The sequence below is a fragment of the Oculatella sp. FACHB-28 genome (assembly GCF_014696015.1).
Lineage (GTDB): Bacteria > Cyanobacteriota > Cyanobacteriia > Elainellales > Elainellaceae > JAAUTN01.
The window spans coordinates 1-19,267 of sequence record NZ_JACJPJ010000061.1 but is presented as its reverse complement, the minus strand read 5'-3'; the positions used below and the strand labels follow the sequence as shown (position 1 = coordinate 19,267).

22 protein-coding genes are annotated in these 19,267 nt (G+C 49.1%); 15 read left to right on the top strand and 7 right to left on the bottom strand.

Translation table 11 applies throughout. From position 1 onward, the window contains the following. Nucleotides 1–145 precede the first annotated feature (145 nt). Both gcvT and H6F88_RS13040 read right to left on the bottom strand, forming a co-directional pair. Nucleotides 146–1,288: a glycine cleavage system aminomethyltransferase GcvT gene (gene gcvT / locus H6F88_RS13045; RefSeq protein WP_190643184.1), complete on the bottom strand. Its 1,143-nt coding sequence runs from the start codon at nt 1,286–1,288 to the stop codon at nt 146–148. Nucleotides 1,289–1,305: 17 nt separating this feature from the next. Then, complete coding sequence (locus H6F88_RS13040) at nt 1,306–1,995, bottom strand: peptidoglycan-binding domain-containing protein (RefSeq protein WP_190643183.1); 690 nt, start codon at nt 1,993–1,995, stop codon at nt 1,306–1,308. 280 nt (nt 1,996–2,275) lie between these two features. Between H6F88_RS13040 and H6F88_RS13035 the strand changes: the two genes are divergently transcribed. The 9 genes from H6F88_RS13035 (at nt 2,276) to H6F88_RS34005 (ending at nt 10,333) form a co-directional block, all read left to right on the top strand. Continuing rightward, nucleotides 2,276–2,698, top strand: coding sequence for a hypothetical protein (locus H6F88_RS13035; RefSeq protein ID WP_190643182.1), 423 nt, complete (start codon nt 2,276–2,278; stop codon nt 2,696–2,698). A gap of 159 nt (nt 2,699–2,857) precedes the next feature. Then, on the top strand, nt 2,858–3,160 hold the full coding sequence (locus H6F88_RS13030) for a hypothetical protein (protein ID WP_206756443.1): 303 nt from the start codon (nt 2,858–2,860) through the stop codon (nt 3,158–3,160). Between the two features lie 261 nt (nt 3,161–3,421). Next, a complete protein-coding gene (locus H6F88_RS13025; protein ID WP_190643180.1) occupies nt 3,422–5,362 on the top strand; it encodes an FAD-dependent oxidoreductase in 1,941 nt (646 codons plus the stop codon). Next, nucleotides 5,359–6,441, top strand: coding sequence for an aromatic ring-hydroxylating dioxygenase subunit alpha (locus H6F88_RS13020; RefSeq protein WP_190643179.1), 1,083 nt, complete (start codon nt 5,359–5,361; stop codon nt 6,439–6,441). The genes H6F88_RS13025 and H6F88_RS13020 overlap by 4 nt, the downstream gene beginning before the upstream one ends. 75 nt (nt 6,442–6,516) lie before the next feature. Continuing rightward, entirely contained in the window at nt 6,517–7,233 is a 717-nt protein-coding gene (locus H6F88_RS13015; RefSeq protein ID WP_190643178.1) for a Uma2 family endonuclease, read from the top strand. Between the two features lie 271 nt (nt 7,234–7,504). Next, a complete protein-coding gene (locus H6F88_RS13010; RefSeq protein ID WP_190643211.1) occupies nt 7,505–8,722 on the top strand; it encodes a sulfite exporter TauE/SafE family protein in 1,218 nt (405 codons plus the stop codon). Beyond that, nucleotides 8,697–9,368: a hypothetical protein gene (locus H6F88_RS13005; RefSeq protein ID WP_190643177.1), complete on the top strand. Its 672-nt coding sequence runs from the start codon at nt 8,697–8,699 to the stop codon at nt 9,366–9,368. The genes H6F88_RS13010 and H6F88_RS13005 overlap by 26 nt, the downstream gene beginning before the upstream one ends. Before the next feature lie 51 nt (nt 9,369–9,419). Continuing rightward, entirely contained in the window at nt 9,420–10,088 is a 669-nt protein-coding gene (locus H6F88_RS13000; RefSeq protein ID WP_190643176.1) for a dienelactone hydrolase family protein, read from the top strand. A 119-nt stretch (nt 10,089–10,207) separates the two neighbouring features. Beyond that, the gene (locus tag H6F88_RS34005) at nt 10,208–10,333 is read left to right on the top strand and encodes a hypothetical protein (RefSeq protein WP_277882175.1); all 126 of its coding nucleotides are present in this window, start codon (nt 10,208–10,210) and stop codon (nt 10,331–10,333) included. A gap of 132 nt (nt 10,334–10,465) precedes the next feature. On the opposite strand, the gene H6F88_RS12995 is transcribed toward H6F88_RS34005, so the two are convergent. Together H6F88_RS12995 and H6F88_RS12990 are read right to left on the bottom strand one after the other, a co-directional pair. Beyond that, nucleotides 10,466–11,092: a hypothetical protein gene (locus tag H6F88_RS12995; RefSeq protein WP_190643175.1), complete on the bottom strand. Its 627-nt coding sequence runs from the start codon at nt 11,090–11,092 to the stop codon at nt 10,466–10,468. A gap of 364 nt (nt 11,093–11,456) precedes the next feature. Continuing rightward, the gene (locus H6F88_RS12990) at nt 11,457–11,678 is read right to left on the bottom strand and encodes a hypothetical protein (RefSeq protein WP_190643174.1); all 222 of its coding nucleotides are present in this window, start codon (nt 11,676–11,678) and stop codon (nt 11,457–11,459) included. Nucleotides 11,679–11,784: 106 nt separating this feature from the next. Between H6F88_RS12990 and H6F88_RS12985 the strand changes: the two genes are divergently transcribed. The 3 genes from H6F88_RS12985 to bla all read left to right on the top strand — a co-directional run bounded on the left by H6F88_RS12985 (nt 11,785) and on the right by bla (nt 14,230). Beyond that, a complete protein-coding gene (locus H6F88_RS12985; protein WP_190643173.1) occupies nt 11,785–12,150 on the top strand; it encodes a hypothetical protein in 366 nt (121 codons plus the stop codon). A gap of 133 nt (nt 12,151–12,283) precedes the next feature. Beyond that, nucleotides 12,284–12,928, top strand: a complete 645-nt coding sequence (locus H6F88_RS12980; protein ID WP_190643172.1) for a hypothetical protein — start codon at nt 12,284–12,286, stop codon at nt 12,926–12,928. Between the two features lie 324 nt (nt 12,929–13,252). Then, complete coding sequence (gene bla / locus H6F88_RS12975) at nt 13,253–14,230, top strand: class A beta-lactamase, subclass A2 (protein WP_190643171.1); 978 nt, start codon at nt 13,253–13,255, stop codon at nt 14,228–14,230. 65 nt (nt 14,231–14,295) lie between these two features. Here bla and H6F88_RS12970 read toward each other — a convergent pair whose 3' ends face one another. The 3 genes from H6F88_RS12970 to H6F88_RS12960 all read right to left on the bottom strand — a co-directional run bounded on the left by H6F88_RS12970 (nt 14,296) and on the right by H6F88_RS12960 (nt 16,992). Then, entirely contained in the window at nt 14,296–14,943 is a 648-nt protein-coding gene (locus H6F88_RS12970) for a hypothetical protein (protein WP_190643170.1), read from the bottom strand. A gap of 227 nt (nt 14,944–15,170) precedes the next feature. Further along, nucleotides 15,171–16,352 (bottom strand): 2OG-Fe(II) oxygenase, encoded by a 1,182-nt coding sequence (locus H6F88_RS12965; RefSeq protein WP_190643169.1) that lies wholly within the window; start codon nt 16,350–16,352, stop codon nt 15,171–15,173. 97 nt (nt 16,353–16,449) lie between these two features. Continuing rightward, the gene (locus tag H6F88_RS12960; RefSeq protein WP_190643168.1) at nt 16,450–16,992 is read right to left on the bottom strand and encodes a PadR family transcriptional regulator; all 543 of its coding nucleotides are present in this window, start codon (nt 16,990–16,992) and stop codon (nt 16,450–16,452) included. A gap of 146 nt (nt 16,993–17,138) precedes the next feature. Between H6F88_RS12960 and H6F88_RS12955 the strand changes: the two genes are divergently transcribed. The 3 genes from H6F88_RS12955 (at nt 17,139) to H6F88_RS12945 (ending at nt 18,951) form a co-directional block, all read left to right on the top strand. Further along, nucleotides 17,139–17,843, top strand: a complete 705-nt coding sequence (locus tag H6F88_RS12955) for a cytochrome b/b6 domain-containing protein (protein WP_190643167.1) — start codon at nt 17,139–17,141, stop codon at nt 17,841–17,843. Nucleotides 17,844–17,963: 120 nt separating this feature from the next. Continuing rightward, a complete protein-coding gene (locus tag H6F88_RS12950; RefSeq protein ID WP_190643166.1) occupies nt 17,964–18,656 on the top strand; it encodes an AzlC family ABC transporter permease in 693 nt (230 codons plus the stop codon). Continuing rightward, nucleotides 18,646–18,951, top strand: a complete 306-nt coding sequence (locus H6F88_RS12945; protein WP_190643165.1) for an AzlD domain-containing protein — start codon at nt 18,646–18,648, stop codon at nt 18,949–18,951. Before H6F88_RS12950 ends, H6F88_RS12945 begins: the two co-directional genes overlap by 11 nt. The last annotated feature ends 316 nt before the right edge of the window (nt 18,952–19,267 follow it).

Genomic DNA, 19,267 nt, shown 5'->3' with positions numbered 1-19,267 from the left:
AAAATTATTCCGTAAAAGCCGAAAAAGCTACAGTAGCCGGACAAAAATGCTCATAGATTTCAGATTTGCTGAAACTGTAGTGACTCAAGCAAGTGTCCTAAGCAAAAACTTCAGCAGAGGTGAGAGCAATGGGTGCGATCGCCCCTCAAAGCGTAGGAATTGCTGCCGACTTATAAAACGGACGTTTCACAACGATCGCCCGATATGCTTTCTGGCGAATCTCAATGTCTAACTCTTGCCCCGTCTTAGCTAAGTGAGTGGGAACGTAGGCAAGGGCGATCGCCTTCCCCAAAGTTGGAGACACGGTACCGCTGGTAACGACCCCAACCTTTTCCTGGTTAAACAGCACCGGATAATCGTGACGGGCGATGTTTCGCCCTTCCATCTGTAGCCCGACTAGCTTTCGCGCTACGCCAAATTGCTTCTGCTCCTCTAGCACCTTGCGACCGATGAAGTCGCCTTTACGGTCAAGGTGAACCAGCCATCCCAAACCCGCTTCGAGCGGCGTGGTGGTTTCGTCAATGTCCTGCCCGTAGAGTGCCATTGCCGCTTCGAGTCGCAGGGTATCGCGTGCGCCCAAGCCGCAGGGGGTGATGCCAGATTTGAGGAGCGATCGCCACAAATCAATCCCCGCTTGCGAATCAACCATCACCTCAAAGCCATCCTCGCCCGTATAGCCTGTCCGTGCCAAAAATCCGGGCTGTCCCAAAACAGTACCTTCCAAATGTCCAAACCGCTTGACCTGGGACAAATCTTCCTGCACAAAAGCCTGAAGTAAGCTAGCTGCCTTTGGACCCTGTACCGCTAACAAAACTTTTGTGGGCGACAAGTCTTGAAAGTTGAGGTCTGAACTCAGATTTGCCAGCAGCCAATCACGGTCTTTCACTGTTGTGGCTGCGTTGGCAATCAGCATCACCCGCTGATTGCCCTTCACGTCTACTCCCTGGTAGTAAACGATCAGATCGTCAATGATTCCTGCCTGAGCATTCAGCAAAACCGTGTACTGCGCTTCACCGGGCTGCAAGCGGCTCAAATCAGAAGGAACGAGTAGCTGAAGCGAGTCGATCACATCTGCGCCGCTCAGTGCAAACTTTCCCATGTGGGAGATGTCAAACATCCCCGCTGCCTCACGCACAGCCCGATGTTCGGGCAAGATGCCGCTGTACTGCACAGGCATTTCCCATCCAGAGAAAGGGACAATGCGGGCTTGAGCTTCGCGATACAGCTCGTAAAGCGGAGTGCGAAACAGAGAGGCGATGGGCTGCACGCTTTCAGAAGGATGGGTCACAGGCTTTGCAATTTCTATTAAGAGTGAAACTCTGCAATTTTAGAAAGGGTAACCGGGGCAACTATACCGTCAGGTTGACCTGGCATATTCTCAGATTGAAACTTCTCAACAGCTTCTACGAATTCAAGAGTAAAGGATTGATCTATTGCTCCTTTATAGTAACCAAGTTTTTTAAGCACCTCTTTTAGAGTTTTTAAATCAATACCTACCTTGTCAAGGTGATTCAATGTAAGACGTTTTTGGAGATTTATCCTATTTTCAGGAGGCAATAGTGTCAGAAGTTGAGCCGACTCATCGTAAATTTTTTGCCGATCTTCGCGGGCTTCTTTTGATAAGGCTGTTTCATTTTGACGAATCTGTCCCAATGAAGCTATTAATCGACCATCTAACTTTTCTACCTTATTATCAACTCTTTGAATTTCTTTCTCAACTTCTTTTAATGCAATTTCAATGTCGCCGAGTTTGATACTTTGTACATAAGCTACAACCTCCTCAAGATATGGAATTGCTGCTGACACGAGCGCAACACAAAACCAATAAATAGCCTGAGTTTTAATAGCGGTTTCGGGCGAGATGAAAAAGCTATAGAGACATATGAATAAAGCAAATACTGCAAAAGCACGGCTAATAGAAGAAACACCTATACGACGCATAATTGGCTCTCTACCGAATGGATGCAATTGATACAACGGCAACTCGGAAAGCACACACTAAAAATTTTTAGCAAAATGAGTCTGCTGATTGAGTCACTCTTAAGGAATTGCAACACAGTGGTGCCTCGCTGTTGAGCAGCTTCCAGCTTTTGAGGATCAGTGTCCTGGTCGATCAGAGGGCGAGTCAAAGGGAATCTACTTCTCTCGCAAAGCAACTAGATGCGATGAGCATTCACCCAGATCGGACTGTAGTAGAACTTCAGCATGAAACGACTTGTTATATACTGATCTTTACATTTGTTAACTGACGGGCACTCCTGCGGAGCATTTAATCATGAACCCTGAACCTTTTACTAATCCTCCTGTGTTTACGCTGATTATGGTGAGCAATTTCTTTGCGATCGCCTTTGGGTTCATTTTCAAAGACATCCTGGAATATCAGGTCGCTCAGTGGGATACAAACCGTCAGTCTCAATCCAAAATCAACTATGCAACGCCCCATGCGATCGCCGCTTATTTCGGCTTGACGGTCTGCCTGGTGGTTTTCATGGCAGCTAGCTTTTCAGTATTTAGCCTGGTTTGGTGGTTTGCCGCTGGATTGGCAACGATCGTCGTGGTGCCGACTGCGCTACTCATCTGGTTTCAGCTTGGCTCAATGCTGAGTTTGCTGGTCAGAGGTGGTTCTGAAGCAATGGATATTGATTCCTATGGCGCTGGCGCGGTTTTTGATACGCAGGCAGCAAAACCGAAACAGTAAGGAGCCTGAATTTAATAAAGTGCGGTATTCCGGTTAGGGGCTTGGCACTGCCACGCCCCTACAGCAGAGGAACTACGCAAGTTAGTTGACTATAGGCTAGGTTGAGGGCACGAAATCCAGGAGCAGCAAGGGCTGTGTTGGGTTTCGTGCCCTCAACTTATGTTGGATGTTCCTTTGACCCAACTCACGTTTGAGGCGCTGCATGTTTCAGCAGCACTGCGGGAAGACAAAGCAGCACTACGCAAAGACAAAGTAGCATTGGGGGAAGACGCAGGAGCATTGCAGGAAGATGCAGCAGCACCGCGGAGAGACACAGCAGCATTGCGAGAAGACACAGCGGCACTGCGGAAAGACACAGGAGCATCACGCAACGCTGTAGGGTTCGTTAGGCAGAGCCGTAACGCACGTCTTGTCAAAGCTTTGATGCGTTACGCTGACGCTAACGCATCCTACGAGCTTTAGGTGGGGCTTGATCGTCCGTTCTCGCTATGAAACAGGCTTGAACAGCGGGGATCAACAAATCGGGTATTCTCTCGAATGTAGAGACATGATAAAGAGCTTTATCGGCTAACGATTTCACTAGAAAGGGCTGAATCCTTCATCTCATAAGGCTCTGACTGGGCTATGGATAGAGCAGAGGGCAATCGCCTAGGGTTGGTATGATTCATGTCTTAAAGTGCTCAGTGCATCAAACATCCATTCCTGCCTTAGTTTTCGTAAATAATGAGTGAAGCGTTAGGTTCTGCCCTGTTGAAATCCGTCTCTCGACGAACATTACTCAAGCTTTTCGGAATCGGTACCGTAGGAGGACTGGTCGGCTACTCTCGCCTCGCCAAACCCCAGCCTTCTGTCTTTCAGCAAGACACGCTTGACTTACCCCGCTACCTCAACCAGCCCAAAAGTGTTGCTGTAGTGGGGGGTGGTTTGGCGGGTTTGGCTTGTGCCTATGAACTTAGCCAGCGTGGATTTGCCGTCACGCTCTTAGAGCGATCGGCTCAACTGGGCGGCAAGGTTGCCAGTTGGGAAATCCAGGTGGGCGACCAAACGCTCATGATGGAGCACGGGTTCCACGGCTTTTTCCCGCAGTATTACAACTTGAAGGGGTTAGTCCAGGAGATCGGTGCAACGGATAACTTCAAGTCGCTCGAATATTACTCCGTGGTTTATCGCGATCGCCAGTATCGCCCCGAAGTTTTCCGCCCCAGCCACTCTGCCTTTCCCTGGAATATTGTTGATCTGGCGGTGTCTTCTTCCAATCGCCTGAGTTGGGGGTTAAACCTAACCAAGTATGAACACTGGCAGGTGTTTCGTGAAATTACTGGATTCAATGCTCAAAAGAGTTTCCAGCGGCTCGACCATCTGTCCGTGGCGGAATGGACGAAAGAAGGCTTTCCTCAAGGGCTGTACGACCTTTACTTTCTGCCCTTCGCCAAGTCCAGCCTGAATGCACCCGATGTAATGAGTGCGGGAGAGCTAATGCAGTTCTTTCACTTTTACTTCTTTGGCAATCCAGAAGGGCTGGCATTTAACGGCACTCGTCAGGATATGGGCAGAAGCCTGGTAGATCCGATCGCCCAGTCGATTCAGCAAAGTGGCGGCACCATTCTCACAGATGTCACCGTCAGCGGCGTGCGCTGGGATCAGGGAGAGGTGAAAGCCCTCAGCTATCAGCGAGGAAATAGCAGCAGTCGAGTACCGTTCTGGGTAAAGCGCAATCCCCTGCTTAGCACAGACCAGTTGGAATACTTTGGCGCGGGCGATGCGGTCTATGCGATCGCTGCCAACAGCAATGAAGCCGTTTCCCTCAGCTGCACTCACCAGGGCTGCACCGTGCATGAAGAGGAAGACGGCGCGTTTCACTGTCCCTGTCATGGTGCAATGTATGACGCTCAGGGACGAGTCCAGCGTGGTCCCGCCCAGCGAGATTTGCCTCGCTTTCAGGTGATCCAGCGGCAAGAGGAACAGGTGCAGTTGGTGGCGATCGCCGCTGAAGCAATGCCGAGCGAAACTGTAGAAGCAGATTTTTATGTTTTTGCAGCAGACGTACCGGGCGTTCAACATTTGTTTTCTCTATCTGAAGGTGAAGCCCATCCTCAGGTGGCACAGCAGGTCAAACAGTTAGCGGTGGCTGACCCATTTGCAGTGGCTCGGTTCTGGCTTGACCGTGACTTTCCCTGGCAGCACAGCAACTTTGCCTCCCTGTCGGGCTACAGCCTCACTGACAGCATCACCCTCTATCACCGCATCCAGGAAGATTACATCGATTGGGCAGAACGCACGGGGGGTAGCGTTGTCGAGCTTCACGCTTATTGCTACAAAGAAGCCAAGTTCCCAACACAGCAGGCTTTGCTGACCACCTTTGAGCGGGAACTGTACGAAATTGTGCCAGAACTGCAACAGGCAACGGTTTTGCACCGGGAACTGGTGAATCAGAAGAACTTCGCCGGATTCCCGCCCAACAGCTACGCCGATCGCCCGGAGACCAGCACCTCTGCCGCCAACCTACTATTTGCGGGAGACTGGGTAAAGATGCCCTTCCCCTGCGGCTTAATGGAACGGGCAATCAGCAGCGGCTTGCTGGCAGCAAACGAGATCCTCCACCGGGAAGGGCTTCAGCGGCGATCGCTGCTCTCGGTCAATCCTCAAGGAATGTTGCAGATATGATCACGGACGTTTCTTCTACCCATCGAGATGTGCGGCGGGTAGGCATCAACCCTCACCATTGGTATGTCGTCGCCCGCAGCAGTGAAGTGCAGACGCAGCCCGTGGGGACCACACTCTGGCATCAAGATATCGTGCTGTATCGCGATCGCACAGGTCAGATTCATGCCTTAGAAGACCGCTGCCCCCATCGTCACGTCAAGCTGAGCGAAGGCAAGGTGATTGGTGATTGGCTGGAGTGCGCCTATCACGGCTGGCAGTTCAACTCAGCAGGACAGTGCGCCGCTGTCCCTTACCTGGCAGACAACCAGAAGCTACCTACCTGCCAAATTCGCCGCTATCCTGTGCGGGATCAAGATGGTTTCATCTGGCTCTATCCCAGCACCCAAGGATTGCAGGAATCTATCAGTGGAGAAATGCAGCCTACTGTGCAGCCAATGGGCTTGCCCGAATGGGATCACCTCAACTACATTGCCACCGTTTCGATCATTGAGTGCAACGCTCACTTCTCTTTTCTGATCGAAAACCTGATGGATATGTATCACGGGCATCTGCACGACGACTATCAGGCTTGGGCTGAGGCAAAGCTGGAGGGGTTAGAGGAAGGGGGCGATCGCGTTGATGCTCACTATCAGGCACAGAGCTACTACAAAATCGACAAAATCTGGTCAGTCTCGCAACTCATCTTTCCGGCACTGCGGCGGCTCCACCCCGAACCGCTCGACGTCAGCTACGTTTACCCCCATTGGGCATCGGCGCTAGGCAACGATTTCAAAATCTACTGCCTGTTTTGCCCCATCCACGAAACCCGCACCAAGGCTTACCTGATTCACTTCACCTCGCTCAACGCCTTCCATCGTCTGCACAAACTCCCCGAACGCTTTCGCCGCTTTGTCAAAAACAAGATGTTTGGCTCGGCTCAAAAACTGCTAGACGGACTAGTGCGTCAGGATGTGCTGATGATCGAGCAGGAGCAAGCTGCCTACCTCAATCACCCCGAACGCCGCAGCTACGAACTCAACCCAACTCTCGCCAGTGTGCAACGCTTGATCAAACACCAGGCAGAACGAGGGACAATGTAGTTAGGATCTACATCATTAGCCGTTCAGCCCCTGGTTCACAGGCAGATCGCAGACTACAGACACGGAGTTGCTACCATGTCCATCGACATCGAATCATCCCGACGACGCGAGCTGGAATATTACGGAGTCACCATCCCTCCGACTCAAGATGAACTTCCTTACGACGACGGCATCCCAATGGAAACACCTCGCCATGCCGCTCAAATGCGTCTGCTGATCGAATCCCTGGAGTTACATTGGGCTGACCGCCAAGATTTCTTCATCGGCGGCAATATGTTTGTCTACTTCAGCCTTCAACAAGCACGAAATCAGGATTTCCGTGGGCCAGATTTCTTTGTCGTTTTGGGCGTTCCCAGAAAAGAGCGCAAAAGCTGGGTCGTCTGGGAAGAAGAAAAATCACCCAATTTAGTTATAGAACTGATCTCAGAAAGCACTGCCATCCGCGACAAAGTTGAGAAGAAGCAAATTTATCAGGATCAACTGCGCGTCCCAGAATATATCTGGTTTGACCCTTTCACCACCGAATTGGCTGGCTTCACGGCTCACAACGGCTTCTACGAATCGATGGAGCCAGATGATTGGGGGCGATTAACTAGCGAACAGCTTAAACTCACCCTCACCCTGTGGGAGGGAACCTATCAGAGCATCACCACCCGTTGGTTACGCTGGGCAACCCCAGAGGGGACTCTCTTGCCAACCGCTCAGGAAGTTGCAGAGCAAGAACGGCAGCGAGTGAACCGTTTAGCAGAACGTCTGAGAGAAATGGGGCTTGATCCCGATCAGGTGGAATAGATGCAAACTGGTTGAGCGATCGCCCAATTCTGCAAGTTTCCTGGAAGTTTTACAGCCTGTTTTTTGACGAACACCGAAGAGTTGGTGGGGATGATAAACGTCTGATCCAGTTGAAGGAGTTCGTGTGGAAACAGTCATCTGCGATCCTGTTGACGATCGCCATCTTCGGCAGACAACCTGGTTTCTCTACTCAGAGAGGGGCGATCGCTGCTCAACAAACTCTAAGCTTGATCCAGAGACTTCAGTTATCGACGGTTGCTTTAGATTGACCATGCTGGATTTGCTGCTAATTGCCACTCTAGGATTTTTGGGAAGCTTTGGACACTGTGCAGGTATGTGTGGCCCAATCACTGTCGCCTTTTCCCTGTCACAACAGCAGGAAAAACCATCCTGGCAACAGCAAATTTGCTTTCATGGATTGCTCAATCTAGGTCGGTTGCTCAGCTATGCCCTCGTGGGAGCAGGCATTGGTGCGTTGAGTTCCGTACTTATTGCAGGTGGACAGTTTGCTGGGGTCGATAGTGTCCTACGGCAAGGCATGGCGATACTGACGGGCATCTTGCTGATCTGGTTTGGACTATCGCAAATCAACCCGGAATCTGTGCCGCACCTACCGCTTTTGCATCCGCTGAGCCAAAAGAACTGGCACAACCGCCTCAGCAGCGGCATGGTGAAACTATCACTTTCGTCTCACTGGTGGACTCCGGCACTGTTGGGTATCGTTTGGGGGCTGATTCCCTGCGGTTTCCTCTACGCGGCACAGATTAAGGCAGCAGAGACAGGCGATCCCTGGATTGGCAGTGTCACCATGCTGGCGTTTGGGCTAGGAACGCTGCCGCTGATGCTGGGTGTAGGCATGGTCGGGTCGCTGGTGAGTGGCGATCGCCGCAGTCAACTTTTTCGCATGGGCGGTTGGCTCACCCTTACCATTGGCATTCTCACCTTGCTGCGAACAGGCGACATGATCGATTACACCGGGCACGCTTCTCTGGTTTGCCTGATGCTAGCGTTGATTGCCCGTCCGATTAGTCGGCTTTGGGGGCAACCTCTCCGCTATCGTCGTGCCCTGGGTGTAGGAGCATTCATTTTGGCGCTGGCTCACATCGGTCACACACTCACGATGGGCTGGAACGTTCAAGCCATTCCCTTTTTGCTACCGACTCATCAAATCGGCAGTTGGGCAGGCATTGTATCGTTAGCATTGCTTGCGCCACTAGCCCTCACCAGTTTCGATCGCATGGTGAAACGATTAGGAAAACACTGGCGATCGCTCCATCTGCTCAGCGTTCCAGCGTTTATTCTGGCTGCTATTCATACGATTCTACTGGGCTCTCACTATCTGGGTGGATTTGAGCAATCCCTGGTGAATCAGATTGCAGCAGTGGTGTTAGGAGCGATCGCTCTCTTAGTGGTGTTGGTGCGATCGCGCCATCTCTGGTCATTCCTTGCATTAGAAAAACTTTATGTTTTCCCCAGCAAAAATCAGTAGATTAATTCCTGTCTTACTCACAGCCCCACTTTTGTTATGGGCAGAAACGCCCACCCTTGCCCACAAAGTTGAAGTATCAGGCAACGTCGCTGGACTCTGGCACATCGAACCAAACCACAGTCCCAAATCGGGAGAACCTGCCCAGGTTTGGGTTGCTCTCACCCAGGAAGGAGGGGCGATCGTGCCGTTAGAGCAATGTGCCTGTAAGCTAACAATCTATTCTGCTCCTTACACTGAAGGGGAAACTCCGGTGCTAGAGCCAACCCTTGAAGCAATCTCTGCTGAACAATATCAGGGCATTCCAGGCGCTGAAGTAATCTTTCCAGAAGCTGGTGAATATGAGCTACGGCTTAATGGTACGCCCCAATCTGGAGAAGACTTCCAGCCCTTTGAATTAAGCTATGTGGCGATCGTCGGTAGAGGAACTGCCGCACCAGTTGCTAATCCCTCGACTCAAACGACGAACACTCCAACGGAAGCAACTCAAACGACAGATAATCAATCTACTGAAAATACTGTCTCTGGTGACGGTCAGACTATTCCTGCCAGCCAAAACTCATCGCGGTTGCCTATCATCATTCTGGTAGTAACTCTACTGCTGGGAGGACTTGGGCTAATCGTTCGGCAGTCCAAGCTGTTTCGCTGAATAACCCAAAACCCTGGTCTGCAAAAGATCTAACTTTTTAGGAGACACCTCATGGGAAAAATTATCACCTTTCAGCGTCCAGATCGACAAACCTGCTCTGGCTACTATGCTGAGGCTGCCGATCAAGGTAATGCTCCTGGAGTGGTTGTCATCCAAGAATGGTGGGGATTGAACGACCAAATCAAAGGCGTAGCCGATCAGCTTGTCGAGCAAGGATATCGAGTTTTGGTGCCTGATCTCTATCGGGGAAAAGTCACCCTCGAAGAGGCAGAAGCAGCCCATCTCATGAACGAACTTGATTTTGGCGATGCGGCAACTCAGGACATTCGCGGTGCTGTACAGTATCTCCAGCAAAACAGTCCCAAGGTAGCAGTTCTGGGGTTTTGTATAGGGGGTGCCTTGACCGTGTTAGCGGCGGTTCACGTTCCAGAAGCTGATGTTGTCATCTCTTGGTATGGTGTCCCACCTGCTGAAGCGGCTGATACCCGCACGATTAGCATCCCTTTTCAAGGACATTTTGCTCAGCAGGATAGCTTTTTCCCACCCGAACAGGTTGATGCTCTGGAGTCACAATTGAAAGAAGGTAACGTCAACCACGAGCTTTATCGCTATCAGGCGCAGCACGCCTTTGGTAACGAGAATAACGACAGCTACGATCCAGAGGCTACAAAACTGGCATGGGAGCGATCGCTCAACTTCTTATCACAGCACGTCAAGTAACCACTCACCTTTGAGAATCTAAACTCTCAATATCTCTATCCTCTAACCCAAACTTAACTTCAACACCCACTCAAAAGCGGGTAAATATCATCAGAAATTACGCAATTGAATGCAAAGAGGTGCGTCACGACGACCCCTACAAGATGAGCGATCGCGCTGGATACCGATGGGCAACCTCCAAGCTGCGCCTTCATCGAGGACTTGGCAGTACAACGGCGAGCGTCACCGGCGGCAGATCACATTGAAACGAAGCCAGGAGTTGCCATCCTGTCCGGTGCACGCGAGGGTTAGCTGGCGATCTTTGAAGCGCGTGAAGTAGGTGGCTAAGGAGTTGTTAGGTTTCCTTCATCAACCCAACCCACGGGTGAGCGATCGCACTACTTAACATCAACCACTCGATCCACACAATAACGAGGCTCTCGATACTGTGCTTTTAACGCACTCACTTCCTCACCAAGAAATCGAGGATCTCCATTTGTGATATCAATTTTTTGAACAATGGAGCCTGTTTGAGTATCAGCGATCACAACGTAGGAGCGGGAACCCGTAGGTTCTTCCTCAAAAACTCTGACTTTATAGTGCAGAGGTGGATAACGTTTTGCCAAATGTTCAAGTTTGGGTTGACCATCTAGTGTCCAACTGTCAGCCAAGCATTGTTTCACGACCTCTTGAGTTTGTGCGTCTGTAACTAGCAGATAAGTACATTTAGTTTCTGCTGGCTCCTCAATGACCTGAACGTTGTAGATGGAAGTTGGATAGCTGCTTTGTACATAAGTCCAATTTTGTGGACAGTACCAAGCTCGGTAAATTACTTCTCCAAGCTGCTTGACAACAATAAACGTACGCGATTCTTTGGAGGGACATTCTTCGACAAGAGACAGACTGTACTGTGGCTCAGGATATTCAACTTGCTTAGATTTTATGAAGTTGTTGAAATCAGGAACAGGATTTTTACTAACAACTTCCCCAGTGCGGGTATCTATGACCACGGTGTAGTGTTTCATTGTCCACTCCTACATTAAGTCTCTATTTTTGCCGACTGAACTGCTATTCATGATTGAAGGGAAGCTTCCGTCAGCATCTTTTGCGGTATACATCCCGTTTAGGCTTACTAAGCTGCTAACAACTTATTAGACAGAACGTTTCTGCCTAAGATCCAACTGTGGGATCTTAGGCAGAATGATTCAGCATAACACCGGAAATTCAGTGCTCAGCTCGAATCTTTCCACATAATGCGTCGCTTCGGCTGGATAGCCCGAATCTTTCCGCATATTCTCAGATTTCTTACGGAATGGGAAATGTATTGTGGGATATGCAGTACATCCTCTCTGCTCACCTCTTGTGCAGTTAATGCAAAGTGCTGTAACTCTACATTGATTCGTCAAGCAAACTGTTGAGCAAACCAATTGACTCATCGATTGAACGAATTGACTCGTCAAGTAAACCAATTGACCTATCGATTGAACGAATTGACTGGTCGAGTAAATGAATTGACCCATCGATTGAACGAATTGACTCGTCGAATCTACGAATTGACCCATCAATTGAACGAATTGATGGGTCGAGACGAAGTAAACCCTCGAAATTCATTGCTCACTCTTGTTTAAGATTCTTTAAAAACAATCGCTTGTTCATTAGTCCTTAGCTGCGATCGGGCACCTTCACATCATCCAGTCAATTCTAAAGGAACCGAACAATGACGACCCAAAACACAAACAATCGCTTAGCTCCGAGTGTCCTGAACGCAGATCAAGACATTTTTGAAGGATTGCAAACCATCACTGACTATGCCCCTTACCGCAAAGAAGCCTCAATTTCCCAGATCGAGCAAGCACAAGTTGAGATGTTGAAATCACAGAAGCTTGAAGCCCAACTCAAAGCTCAATATCGCGCTGCTTTGGATGCTGCCCGCCAATCTGAGTGGATGTTTCACAACACGATTCTTGAAGCTAAAAATGCTGTGGTTGCCCAATTTGGAGCTGATAGCAGCGAAGCTCAAATCGTCGGACTCAAGAAGAAGTCTGCTTACAAGCGTCCCGTGCGGCAGAAGAAATCAGCCTAGTTCTTACGTAATTTTGATGTCTAGATTTCCGACGATCGAATCGCTTGGGAATCCAGCTATATTCAGCCAGGTTCAGTTCAGTAGCAGGGTACGTTGCTTTCAAAAGTAGAAGAAGAGTTATGGGAGTATCAAGATGCAGAAGTCATCGATAGCTTGTAGACCTCTTGCTGACTGGCTGGGCCAGACCGTTCGTTTTCAGGGATGTTTAAACCATTGGGAAACGGCTAACAAAACTGGAGATACTGCTTTTCTGCTGCGAAACGTCAAGGTTGTTCCCTACAAAGGTTGTCAGGAGCAGATAAGAGTACTGGATCATGTTTGGCTTTATTTGGATAAAGATATCCATGCAGCAGACAAACTTGAACGGTTTGGCGGGTACGAGGCCGTTGGGCGAGTTGTCAGCTATACAAGGAGTAATGGTACAAAAGACTTTGCGATTGATATAAAGCCATATGTACCGGTCGAGACACACTTTGAACTGTTGCAGACATGTAGAGAACCTAAACTCGATGACACCAAAACCAGGACAAAACTTCTGGAAATAACGCTAAACTTACTCGAAATTGAAGAATTGGAATTTAATATTCATCTGTCTTACAAAGATGTTTATCAGCTTTTTCAGAATGAATATGAACGTTGTCGCAGCCTGGTTGAAATTAACGAACGCTATCTGGCTAAGCAACAGCACCGCTCCAAACCAAACACTAAGATCGTCAAGTTCACTTCGGCTGCATCGAAATCAACCAAAACAGCGAGTAAAGGCTTCGCAACCTCATAGCCCGGACTATGTAACCTAGACCGTGTCTTGCTTGACTTAAATTGAGAGCGTTTTCGATAAGTAGAAAGCCCCAATTATTTGTAGGATGTGTTAGCGATCGCGTAACGCATCAAAGCCTTGCGATGCGGTGCGTTACGGCTTACGTCTAACAGCACCCTACGGCACCATTTATTTATGTCCACCTACTTACCATCTTAGAAGGTGAACATCCTCATCTATTTTGAGATTCCCGTTATTACAACCTACTAATAATTTCATAAATTCTGGAACCCAGCATTTTGTAGATGTATCTTCAAGCTGTTTGTTTTGGTTCCCCAGAAGTTTATGAATTCAATGATGCTGAAAAAGCTGTGGCTTTGCGGCTTTTGTCTATCCTTGTTAGCCGCTAGCTGTACAAACACTGACTCCAGCAGTAGAGCGGTTAACCAGGACGGTAGAACAGGTATATCGGGAGAAGTTACCACACCCAGCGAGAACAGCGAGAACGAACTTTATAACCAGATTGAGCAAATATCCAATACTGCTCAAGGACGGGTTGGAGTTACAGCCACGGTGCTAGAAACTGGAGAGACGGTTACGCTCAACGGCGATCGCCAATTCCCGATGCAAAGCGTTTACAAGTTTCCGATTGGGATGGCTGTACTGGCTCAAGTCGATCAAGGCAAGCTAGACCTGGAGCAGAGAGTTCAGGTTCAACCTGACGATTTTGTCTCGGACTTTCAGCACAGCCCCATTCGAGACGCAAATCCGCAAGGGGTAGAGCTAAGTGTGGCGGAATTGCTGAAGTACATGGTGTCTGAAAGTGATGGTACAGCTTGCGACGTGCTGTTACGTCTGGTTGGCGGGCCGGAAGTTGTAACTGAATATTTGCGCGGTTTGGGCATCAATGACATTGTTGTAGCCGATACAGAAAAGGAGCTAGGGCAAGACAGCGCATTGCAGTATCGCAACTACGCAACACCTGATGCAGCAGTCGCTTTGTTGCACGCACTGCACGAAGGTCAAGGGCTTTCAGACTCTAGTCAAGCATTGCTGTTGCAACTGATGACAGAGACCACAACAGGCTTACAGCGGATTAAAGGACTGTTGCCTGAAGGAACGGTTGTAGCTCACAAGACAGGTTCATCGGGTACCGTAGACGGTATAACCGCAGCAACCAATGATGTCGGACTGGTGACGCTGCCCGATGGTAGACATTTGGCAGTAGCAGCTTTTGTCTCAGATTCTAGAGCTGATGATGCAACTCGCGAAGAAGTTATCGCCAAGGTGACCCGCGCAGCTTGGGATGAATGGAGTCAGTAAGTTTCCCTCGTTTCCTGGTGGTTAGCGAGAGTGCGGCTGACTCCAATTCCTAGTCCCTGATCCCCTTATCCAGCATTGGGGAGTGCTTCAAATTCACCATTGGGGGAGACTTCAAAGTCTTCAGCTAGCCAGCCTCCTTCTCCATCGTTAACCATCTCGATCGATAGCTCAACCGGGAAGAATTCGTTGGGGACGGAGGTTCGCATGGTGCCTTGCAGGTGATAAGTGATGCGATCGCCTTCTGGTGACTCGTCTACTCCTGCCAAGCTCAGCGTATTCACCCAAGGAGAAGACATATCAAAGGGCAGCAAGGCAGATTTGTTTGCTTGCCCCTGCTCACTCAACCAGCGATCTACAGAAGCCTCAAGGTTGCCGCTAACACCGAGGTCGCGGGTAAATAAGCAGGCAACGATGTGAGCCAGCGTATTTTCAGGCGAATTTGGTTCGCTCAGATTCAACAGTCGCATCCAGTCACGCAGGTTGACCGAAGACTCGACCGGATCTGCCTCATACATGACAAAAGATAAGAGATCTGGTGCAGGGGCAGGGCTACTGCCAAAATCAGCCTGATTCACAAACGCTTCGAGCGGTGACGAAGCCAAAAGACCGCTAAGCGAAGGGTCAGAGGTGACAACCAGCACAGACGCATCTGCAAAACTTTTGAAAGCTAAATAAGCTAGACAGCCAGCAATTACAAATAAAACTTGACGCATAATTTCTTTTCCTCGACACCCCTATCGTGCTTAACACCCTTAGTTCTTAATTTAGAGCTTTCTCGGTTCAGTATTAAGTGCTTTTGTGACACAATTTAGAAAATTTTGAAAGTCTACAGCATTGCTTAAGAGACGATGATTTAATCGGTTAGGTGCCTGACTCCTAGCCGAGAGACAGGCAAGCAATAAAGCGTCAAAAATAGGAAACTATAGAAAACTAGTAGTTATTAGCGCTTTTTACGATTTTTAGGTTGGAATCCTAACGATGACTTTTGGGGCTGAGTACTGCTTGCCTTGGGAGTAGGGTTCGTTTCTGAGTTGAGGACAACGTACCTGCGGTTTTGTTCGCGCAGCTTGGCATCCTCATCGTTATAAAAGAAGGACAGCAGCACAAACCGTCGACCGCTAGTTACGGGCGTTGCTTCATGCAGTAAGGAACAAGAAAAAATAATCGCTTCCCCTACGCCGGGTTGGTAAAGCTGATTTCCATATTCTGGAAAGCTCAAACAGCCTCCTTCATAGTCACCTGTGTTGAGGTTGAGCGACATGGCAAATCGACGGTGGGCAGTTCCTTTCGTAGTGTTGTCGCGGTGGCGATTAAAAAATCCTTGGTTGGTCGATTCGTAGCAGGCGACCAGATACCGTTCAAATCGACTGATGCTAAATTGGAAGGCTTTTTCAATTTCGGGTTTGACTCGCCGCAGAATCAGATGATTGACCTGTTCTAGTAGAGGTGGGTCTTCTACTAGAAAATCGCGTCGCTGTTTGAACTCATAATCCATTACCTCGACCGTTTTACCATCAACCTGACGCATGAAGCCAGAGTCTCTGCTGCCTTTGGTTTCATAAAGATGAATTAGATGCTGGCAAAAGTCACGGTCAAACACATTAGGAATGAGCAAAACCGGAGCCTGTCTGCTGGCAAACCGAGGTGCCTCCACAGGTAGTGCCTGAACAAAGTCAAGCACTTGTGCGACGTGATGAGTCGGGTCTTGAATGGGAAAAGCCTGGAGAACGCGAAGATTTTCGTCTAAGACAAAGGTAGTCGGAGCGTAGTGGAGGCGATCGCCCCCTTCCTCATTGCCCACTCCGCAGACTCCATATTGCAGGCTCACTTTCTGCTCAAAATCCCAAAGCAGCTTAAAGTAGGTAGGATTTTGGACCAGATGAGCCAGGGAAGCATCGTCCGGATCAATGAAAACTCCAAAAAATGGAGTCTCAGACTGTTCAAACTGCTGCTGTAATTTACAAAATTTTTCTAATACAGCTGCTGATACTTTTAGCTTTGAGCTACCTAGAAAGCAAAGAATGACACGATGTCCACCAACCGTATCAAAGATGTAGTTTGGATTTGAGGTTGAAGGAAGGACAAACCAGGGAGCCGGATCACCCGTTGTAAGTAGTGACATATTTGAAACCAGCGGTGAATGAATGCTGCTTTGCATATCATTAGATGCAAATGCCTCATTCATATGGTTAACCACTCAAACAACAGCGTCAATGGAATTAGGCTGACTCAGTACGAATTGTTGCGATCGCATCCCTCAGCCAATCTAAATAGGTCTGTTCTCGTCGGGTCACTAAATCTAATACCAACTGATGCATTTTGGGGTCGCGAGACGCAGCTGGATCATCCACGGATGGAATTTGAATAGCTTCACACTCAGCTAGCTTTTCGCGCCGTGCTGCATATTCTTGCTCCAATAGCTCCACAATCGCCTGATCGGGTAGCTGAGCCGCAAAGTAAAGTTGAGCAAGCAGCGGTTCTCGCAAAATTGGTAGAGGCTGATGGGTCTGAAGCCATTGGGTTAGCTCCTCCTTCCCAAACTGGGTAATGCGATAGACTTTGCGATTGGGGCGATCGTGCTGGATCTCAACTGTGCAGCTAATCCAGCCGTGCGCCTCTAGCTTATCTAGAGTGCGATAAATCTGCGCCTGGTCAGCCGGCCACAAATGGGCAATGCAATCATCAAAGCACTCAGTTTTGAGGTCATAGCCCGTCCGCTCTTGCTGTTGGAGCAAACCGAGAATGACATGGGCAAGAGACATAAGCAATTCACTAAACGAAAGGGGAAGATGAGTAACACCCTCGAAGCCGATATATTTTCATATTAGTATATGACTAGTCATATAGATAATCTGGGTGTTCTGCAAGAAGTTAGCCTCCACTACAGCATGACAGACAGCTTTGTTCTATGAAACCAAGTCAGCCATATCAACCATTCCTCCTGCGGACTTTGCATGGACTCACTGGGCTTTTTCTCATTTGTGCAGTTCTCACCGCTTTTTGGACTTACAACACCTATGACGGGCGTTGGGGAAAAATTCCACTTCCTGACTATCGGGAAATTGAAGGAATACATGGAACTTTTGGACTGTGGACTTTATTGATTTTTCCTGCCTTTGTGGTTTATGCATTTCATCGAGGACAAAGGCGACTGGTTCAACCTGATTCTTTTCCTCAACTGTCTAAAGTGGGTAAACCCATTTGGTGGTATACACTCAATCGGTTCACTAACACCTTTACACTAATTGCACTCACCTTTGCTCTGTTTAGCGGCAAGATGATGAGTGAGAAATGGTTGCCACGAGGAGAACTCAACCACGCCTGGTATTACGCACACTTAATTTCTTGGGTGATTGTGGTGGTGGCGATCGCTCTTCACCTTCTGATGAATGCAAAAGTGGGTGGGGTGCCTCTATTGCTGTCCATGCTGAACTGGCGATTTCGTGAGCAGGATAGTCCTAAACTGTGGTCTACCCATCTCTCTAGCTGGTGGTCAAACCTGCGACAAAGTTCAGGGACAGCCTGGTTTCAGGCAGTTCAAGCGATGCCCGTTCTAGAATTAGCAATTTTGGTTAGCATTACGGCTGCTTGGATAATTCCGCTTTTTAAGTAAGTCGCTACAAGGCGTATTCCCTGCCACATGTTTTACGCCAAAGAGGGCAATATTCTTCAAGAATCATATTGCGGATGTCTGTAAGCTAGAGTTCATCATTGCTCTAGCGGTTTGCAGCTTATGGAAGCATCTGTCACATTTGATCGAGCAGGATTGATGGCTGGCATCAAGCAAACCCTTCCGATCGCCATTGGCATCTTTGCCTATGGTTTAGTGTTTGGCGCTTTATCGCGTCAGGCAGGCATGAGTTTAGCTGAAGCGCTATTTATGAGTAGCTTTGTTTTTGCTGGAGCGTCTCAATTTATTGCCGTTGAGCTTTGGCAAACTCCATTGCCTGCTATCACTATCATTTTCACCACTTTGGTGATTAACCTGCGACACATCCTGATGGGCGCGGCGCTAAGTCCCTGGTTCTTGCGCCTTCGTCCCTGGCAAGCCTATGGAGCGCTGTTTTTCTTATCTGATGAGAGCTGGGCATTGACGATGGGTGAGTTTTCTAAGGGAAATCTCAACGGTGCATTTCTGATCGGCAGCGGAATTGTTGCTTTCATTGCGTGGACAGGTTCAACGCTGTTAGGACAAACCGTCGGTGCAGCCCTGGATGATCCTGCCCAATGGGGTTTGGATTTTGCGTTCACGGCTGTATTTATTGCACTGTTGGTGACACTGTGGCGGGGCAAGTCTGACTTTTTGCCGTGGTTGGTTGCTGCGATCGCCGCGATCGCCACTTCTCATTGGCTTCCGGGCAACTGGTACATCCTCATCGGCGGAATCATCGGCAGTTTTGTAGGAGCTTTACGCCATGCAGATTAGTCCTGAAGCGTTTTGGGTGATTTTGGGAATGGCAGTCGTCACCTATGCCACCAGAGCAGGCGGACTGTGGATTGTGCAGCGTTTTACCCTATCCGAAAAAGTAAAAATCTGGTCAGAATACATTCCTGGAACGGTACTGGTTTCTATCGTTGCGCCCAATATTGTCGGAGGTGGACTGCCAGAAGTGGTGGCAGCGATCGCCACCATTCTCGTTGCCTGGAAAACCCGCGTTTCGCTCTTGGCAATGGCAACTGGAGTGATCTGTGTATGGGGAATGCGATCGCTACTGAGTTAAAGACTCGCAGAGCGAGGTGTTGAAGTAGAGCTTGTCCCCTCCCTCTTGAAAAATCTCCAATCTCTGATCTGACCAAACGCTAATCTCCTCCTCCAGCGGTGCCAGGTGCATCAGCAGGCGATCGAGGAATAGCTGACTTTGTGCGCGTAGCAGATAAACACTTGCGCGGGGCTAGACATGGTGATGGGTGAGGAACAACTACCGATACTGTTGGCGAACCCTGACTGGGATCACGCCTTCCTTAATCTGGCGCTAGAGCCGCGAAACGAGAAACCCGAGTTTTTGCTCTTGGTACTCCAGTCAACCAGTTGACCAA

What these genes read in the sequence shown, in the direction of transcription:
- H6F88_RS13035 (WP_190643182.1), top strand. Translation starts at nt 2,276, where the DNA reads ATGAACCCTGAACCTTTTACTAATCCTCCTGTGTTTACGCTGATTATG.
- H6F88_RS13030 (WP_206756443.1), top strand. Translation starts at nt 2,858, where the DNA reads ATGTTGGATGTTCCTTTGACCCAACTCACGTTTGAGGCGCTGCATGTT.
- H6F88_RS13025 (WP_190643180.1), top strand. Translation starts at nt 3,422, where the DNA reads ATGAGTGAAGCGTTAGGTTCTGCCCTGTTGAAATCCGTCTCTCGACGA.
- H6F88_RS13020 (WP_190643179.1), top strand. Translation starts at nt 5,359, where the DNA reads ATGATCACGGACGTTTCTTCTACCCATCGAGATGTGCGGCGGGTAGGC.
- H6F88_RS13015 (WP_190643178.1), top strand. Translation starts at nt 6,517, where the DNA reads ATGTCCATCGACATCGAATCATCCCGACGACGCGAGCTGGAATATTAC.
- H6F88_RS13010 (WP_190643211.1), top strand. Translation starts at nt 7,505, where the DNA reads ATGCTGGATTTGCTGCTAATTGCCACTCTAGGATTTTTGGGAAGCTTT.
- H6F88_RS13005 (WP_190643177.1), top strand. Translation starts at nt 8,697, where the DNA reads ATGTTTTCCCCAGCAAAAATCAGTAGATTAATTCCTGTCTTACTCACA.
- H6F88_RS13000 (WP_190643176.1), top strand. Translation starts at nt 9,420, where the DNA reads ATGGGAAAAATTATCACCTTTCAGCGTCCAGATCGACAAACCTGCTCT.
- H6F88_RS12995 (WP_190643175.1), bottom strand. Translation starts at nt 11,092, where the DNA reads ATGAAACACTACACCGTGGTCATAGATACCCGCACTGGGGAAGTTGTT.
- H6F88_RS12990 (WP_190643174.1), bottom strand. Translation starts at nt 11,678, where the DNA reads ATGAATTTCGAGGGTTTACTTCGTCTCGACCCATCAATTCGTTCAATT.
- H6F88_RS12985 (WP_190643173.1), top strand. Translation starts at nt 11,785, where the DNA reads ATGACGACCCAAAACACAAACAATCGCTTAGCTCCGAGTGTCCTGAAC.
- H6F88_RS12980 (WP_190643172.1), top strand. Translation starts at nt 12,284, where the DNA reads ATGCAGAAGTCATCGATAGCTTGTAGACCTCTTGCTGACTGGCTGGGC.
- bla (WP_190643171.1), top strand. Translation starts at nt 13,253, where the DNA reads ATGAATTCAATGATGCTGAAAAAGCTGTGGCTTTGCGGCTTTTGTCTA.
- H6F88_RS12970 (WP_190643170.1), bottom strand. Translation starts at nt 14,943, where the DNA reads ATGCGTCAAGTTTTATTTGTAATTGCTGGCTGTCTAGCTTATTTAGCT.
- H6F88_RS12965 (WP_190643169.1), bottom strand. Translation starts at nt 16,352, where the DNA reads ATGTCACTACTTACAACGGGTGATCCGGCTCCCTGGTTTGTCCTTCCT.
- H6F88_RS12960 (WP_190643168.1), bottom strand. Translation starts at nt 16,992, where the DNA reads ATGTCTCTTGCCCATGTCATTCTCGGTTTGCTCCAACAGCAAGAGCGG.
- H6F88_RS12955 (WP_190643167.1), top strand. Translation starts at nt 17,139, where the DNA reads ATGAAACCAAGTCAGCCATATCAACCATTCCTCCTGCGGACTTTGCAT.
- H6F88_RS12950 (WP_190643166.1), top strand. Translation starts at nt 17,964, where the DNA reads ATGGAAGCATCTGTCACATTTGATCGAGCAGGATTGATGGCTGGCATC.
- H6F88_RS12945 (WP_190643165.1), top strand. Translation starts at nt 18,646, where the DNA reads ATGCAGATTAGTCCTGAAGCGTTTTGGGTGATTTTGGGAATGGCAGTC.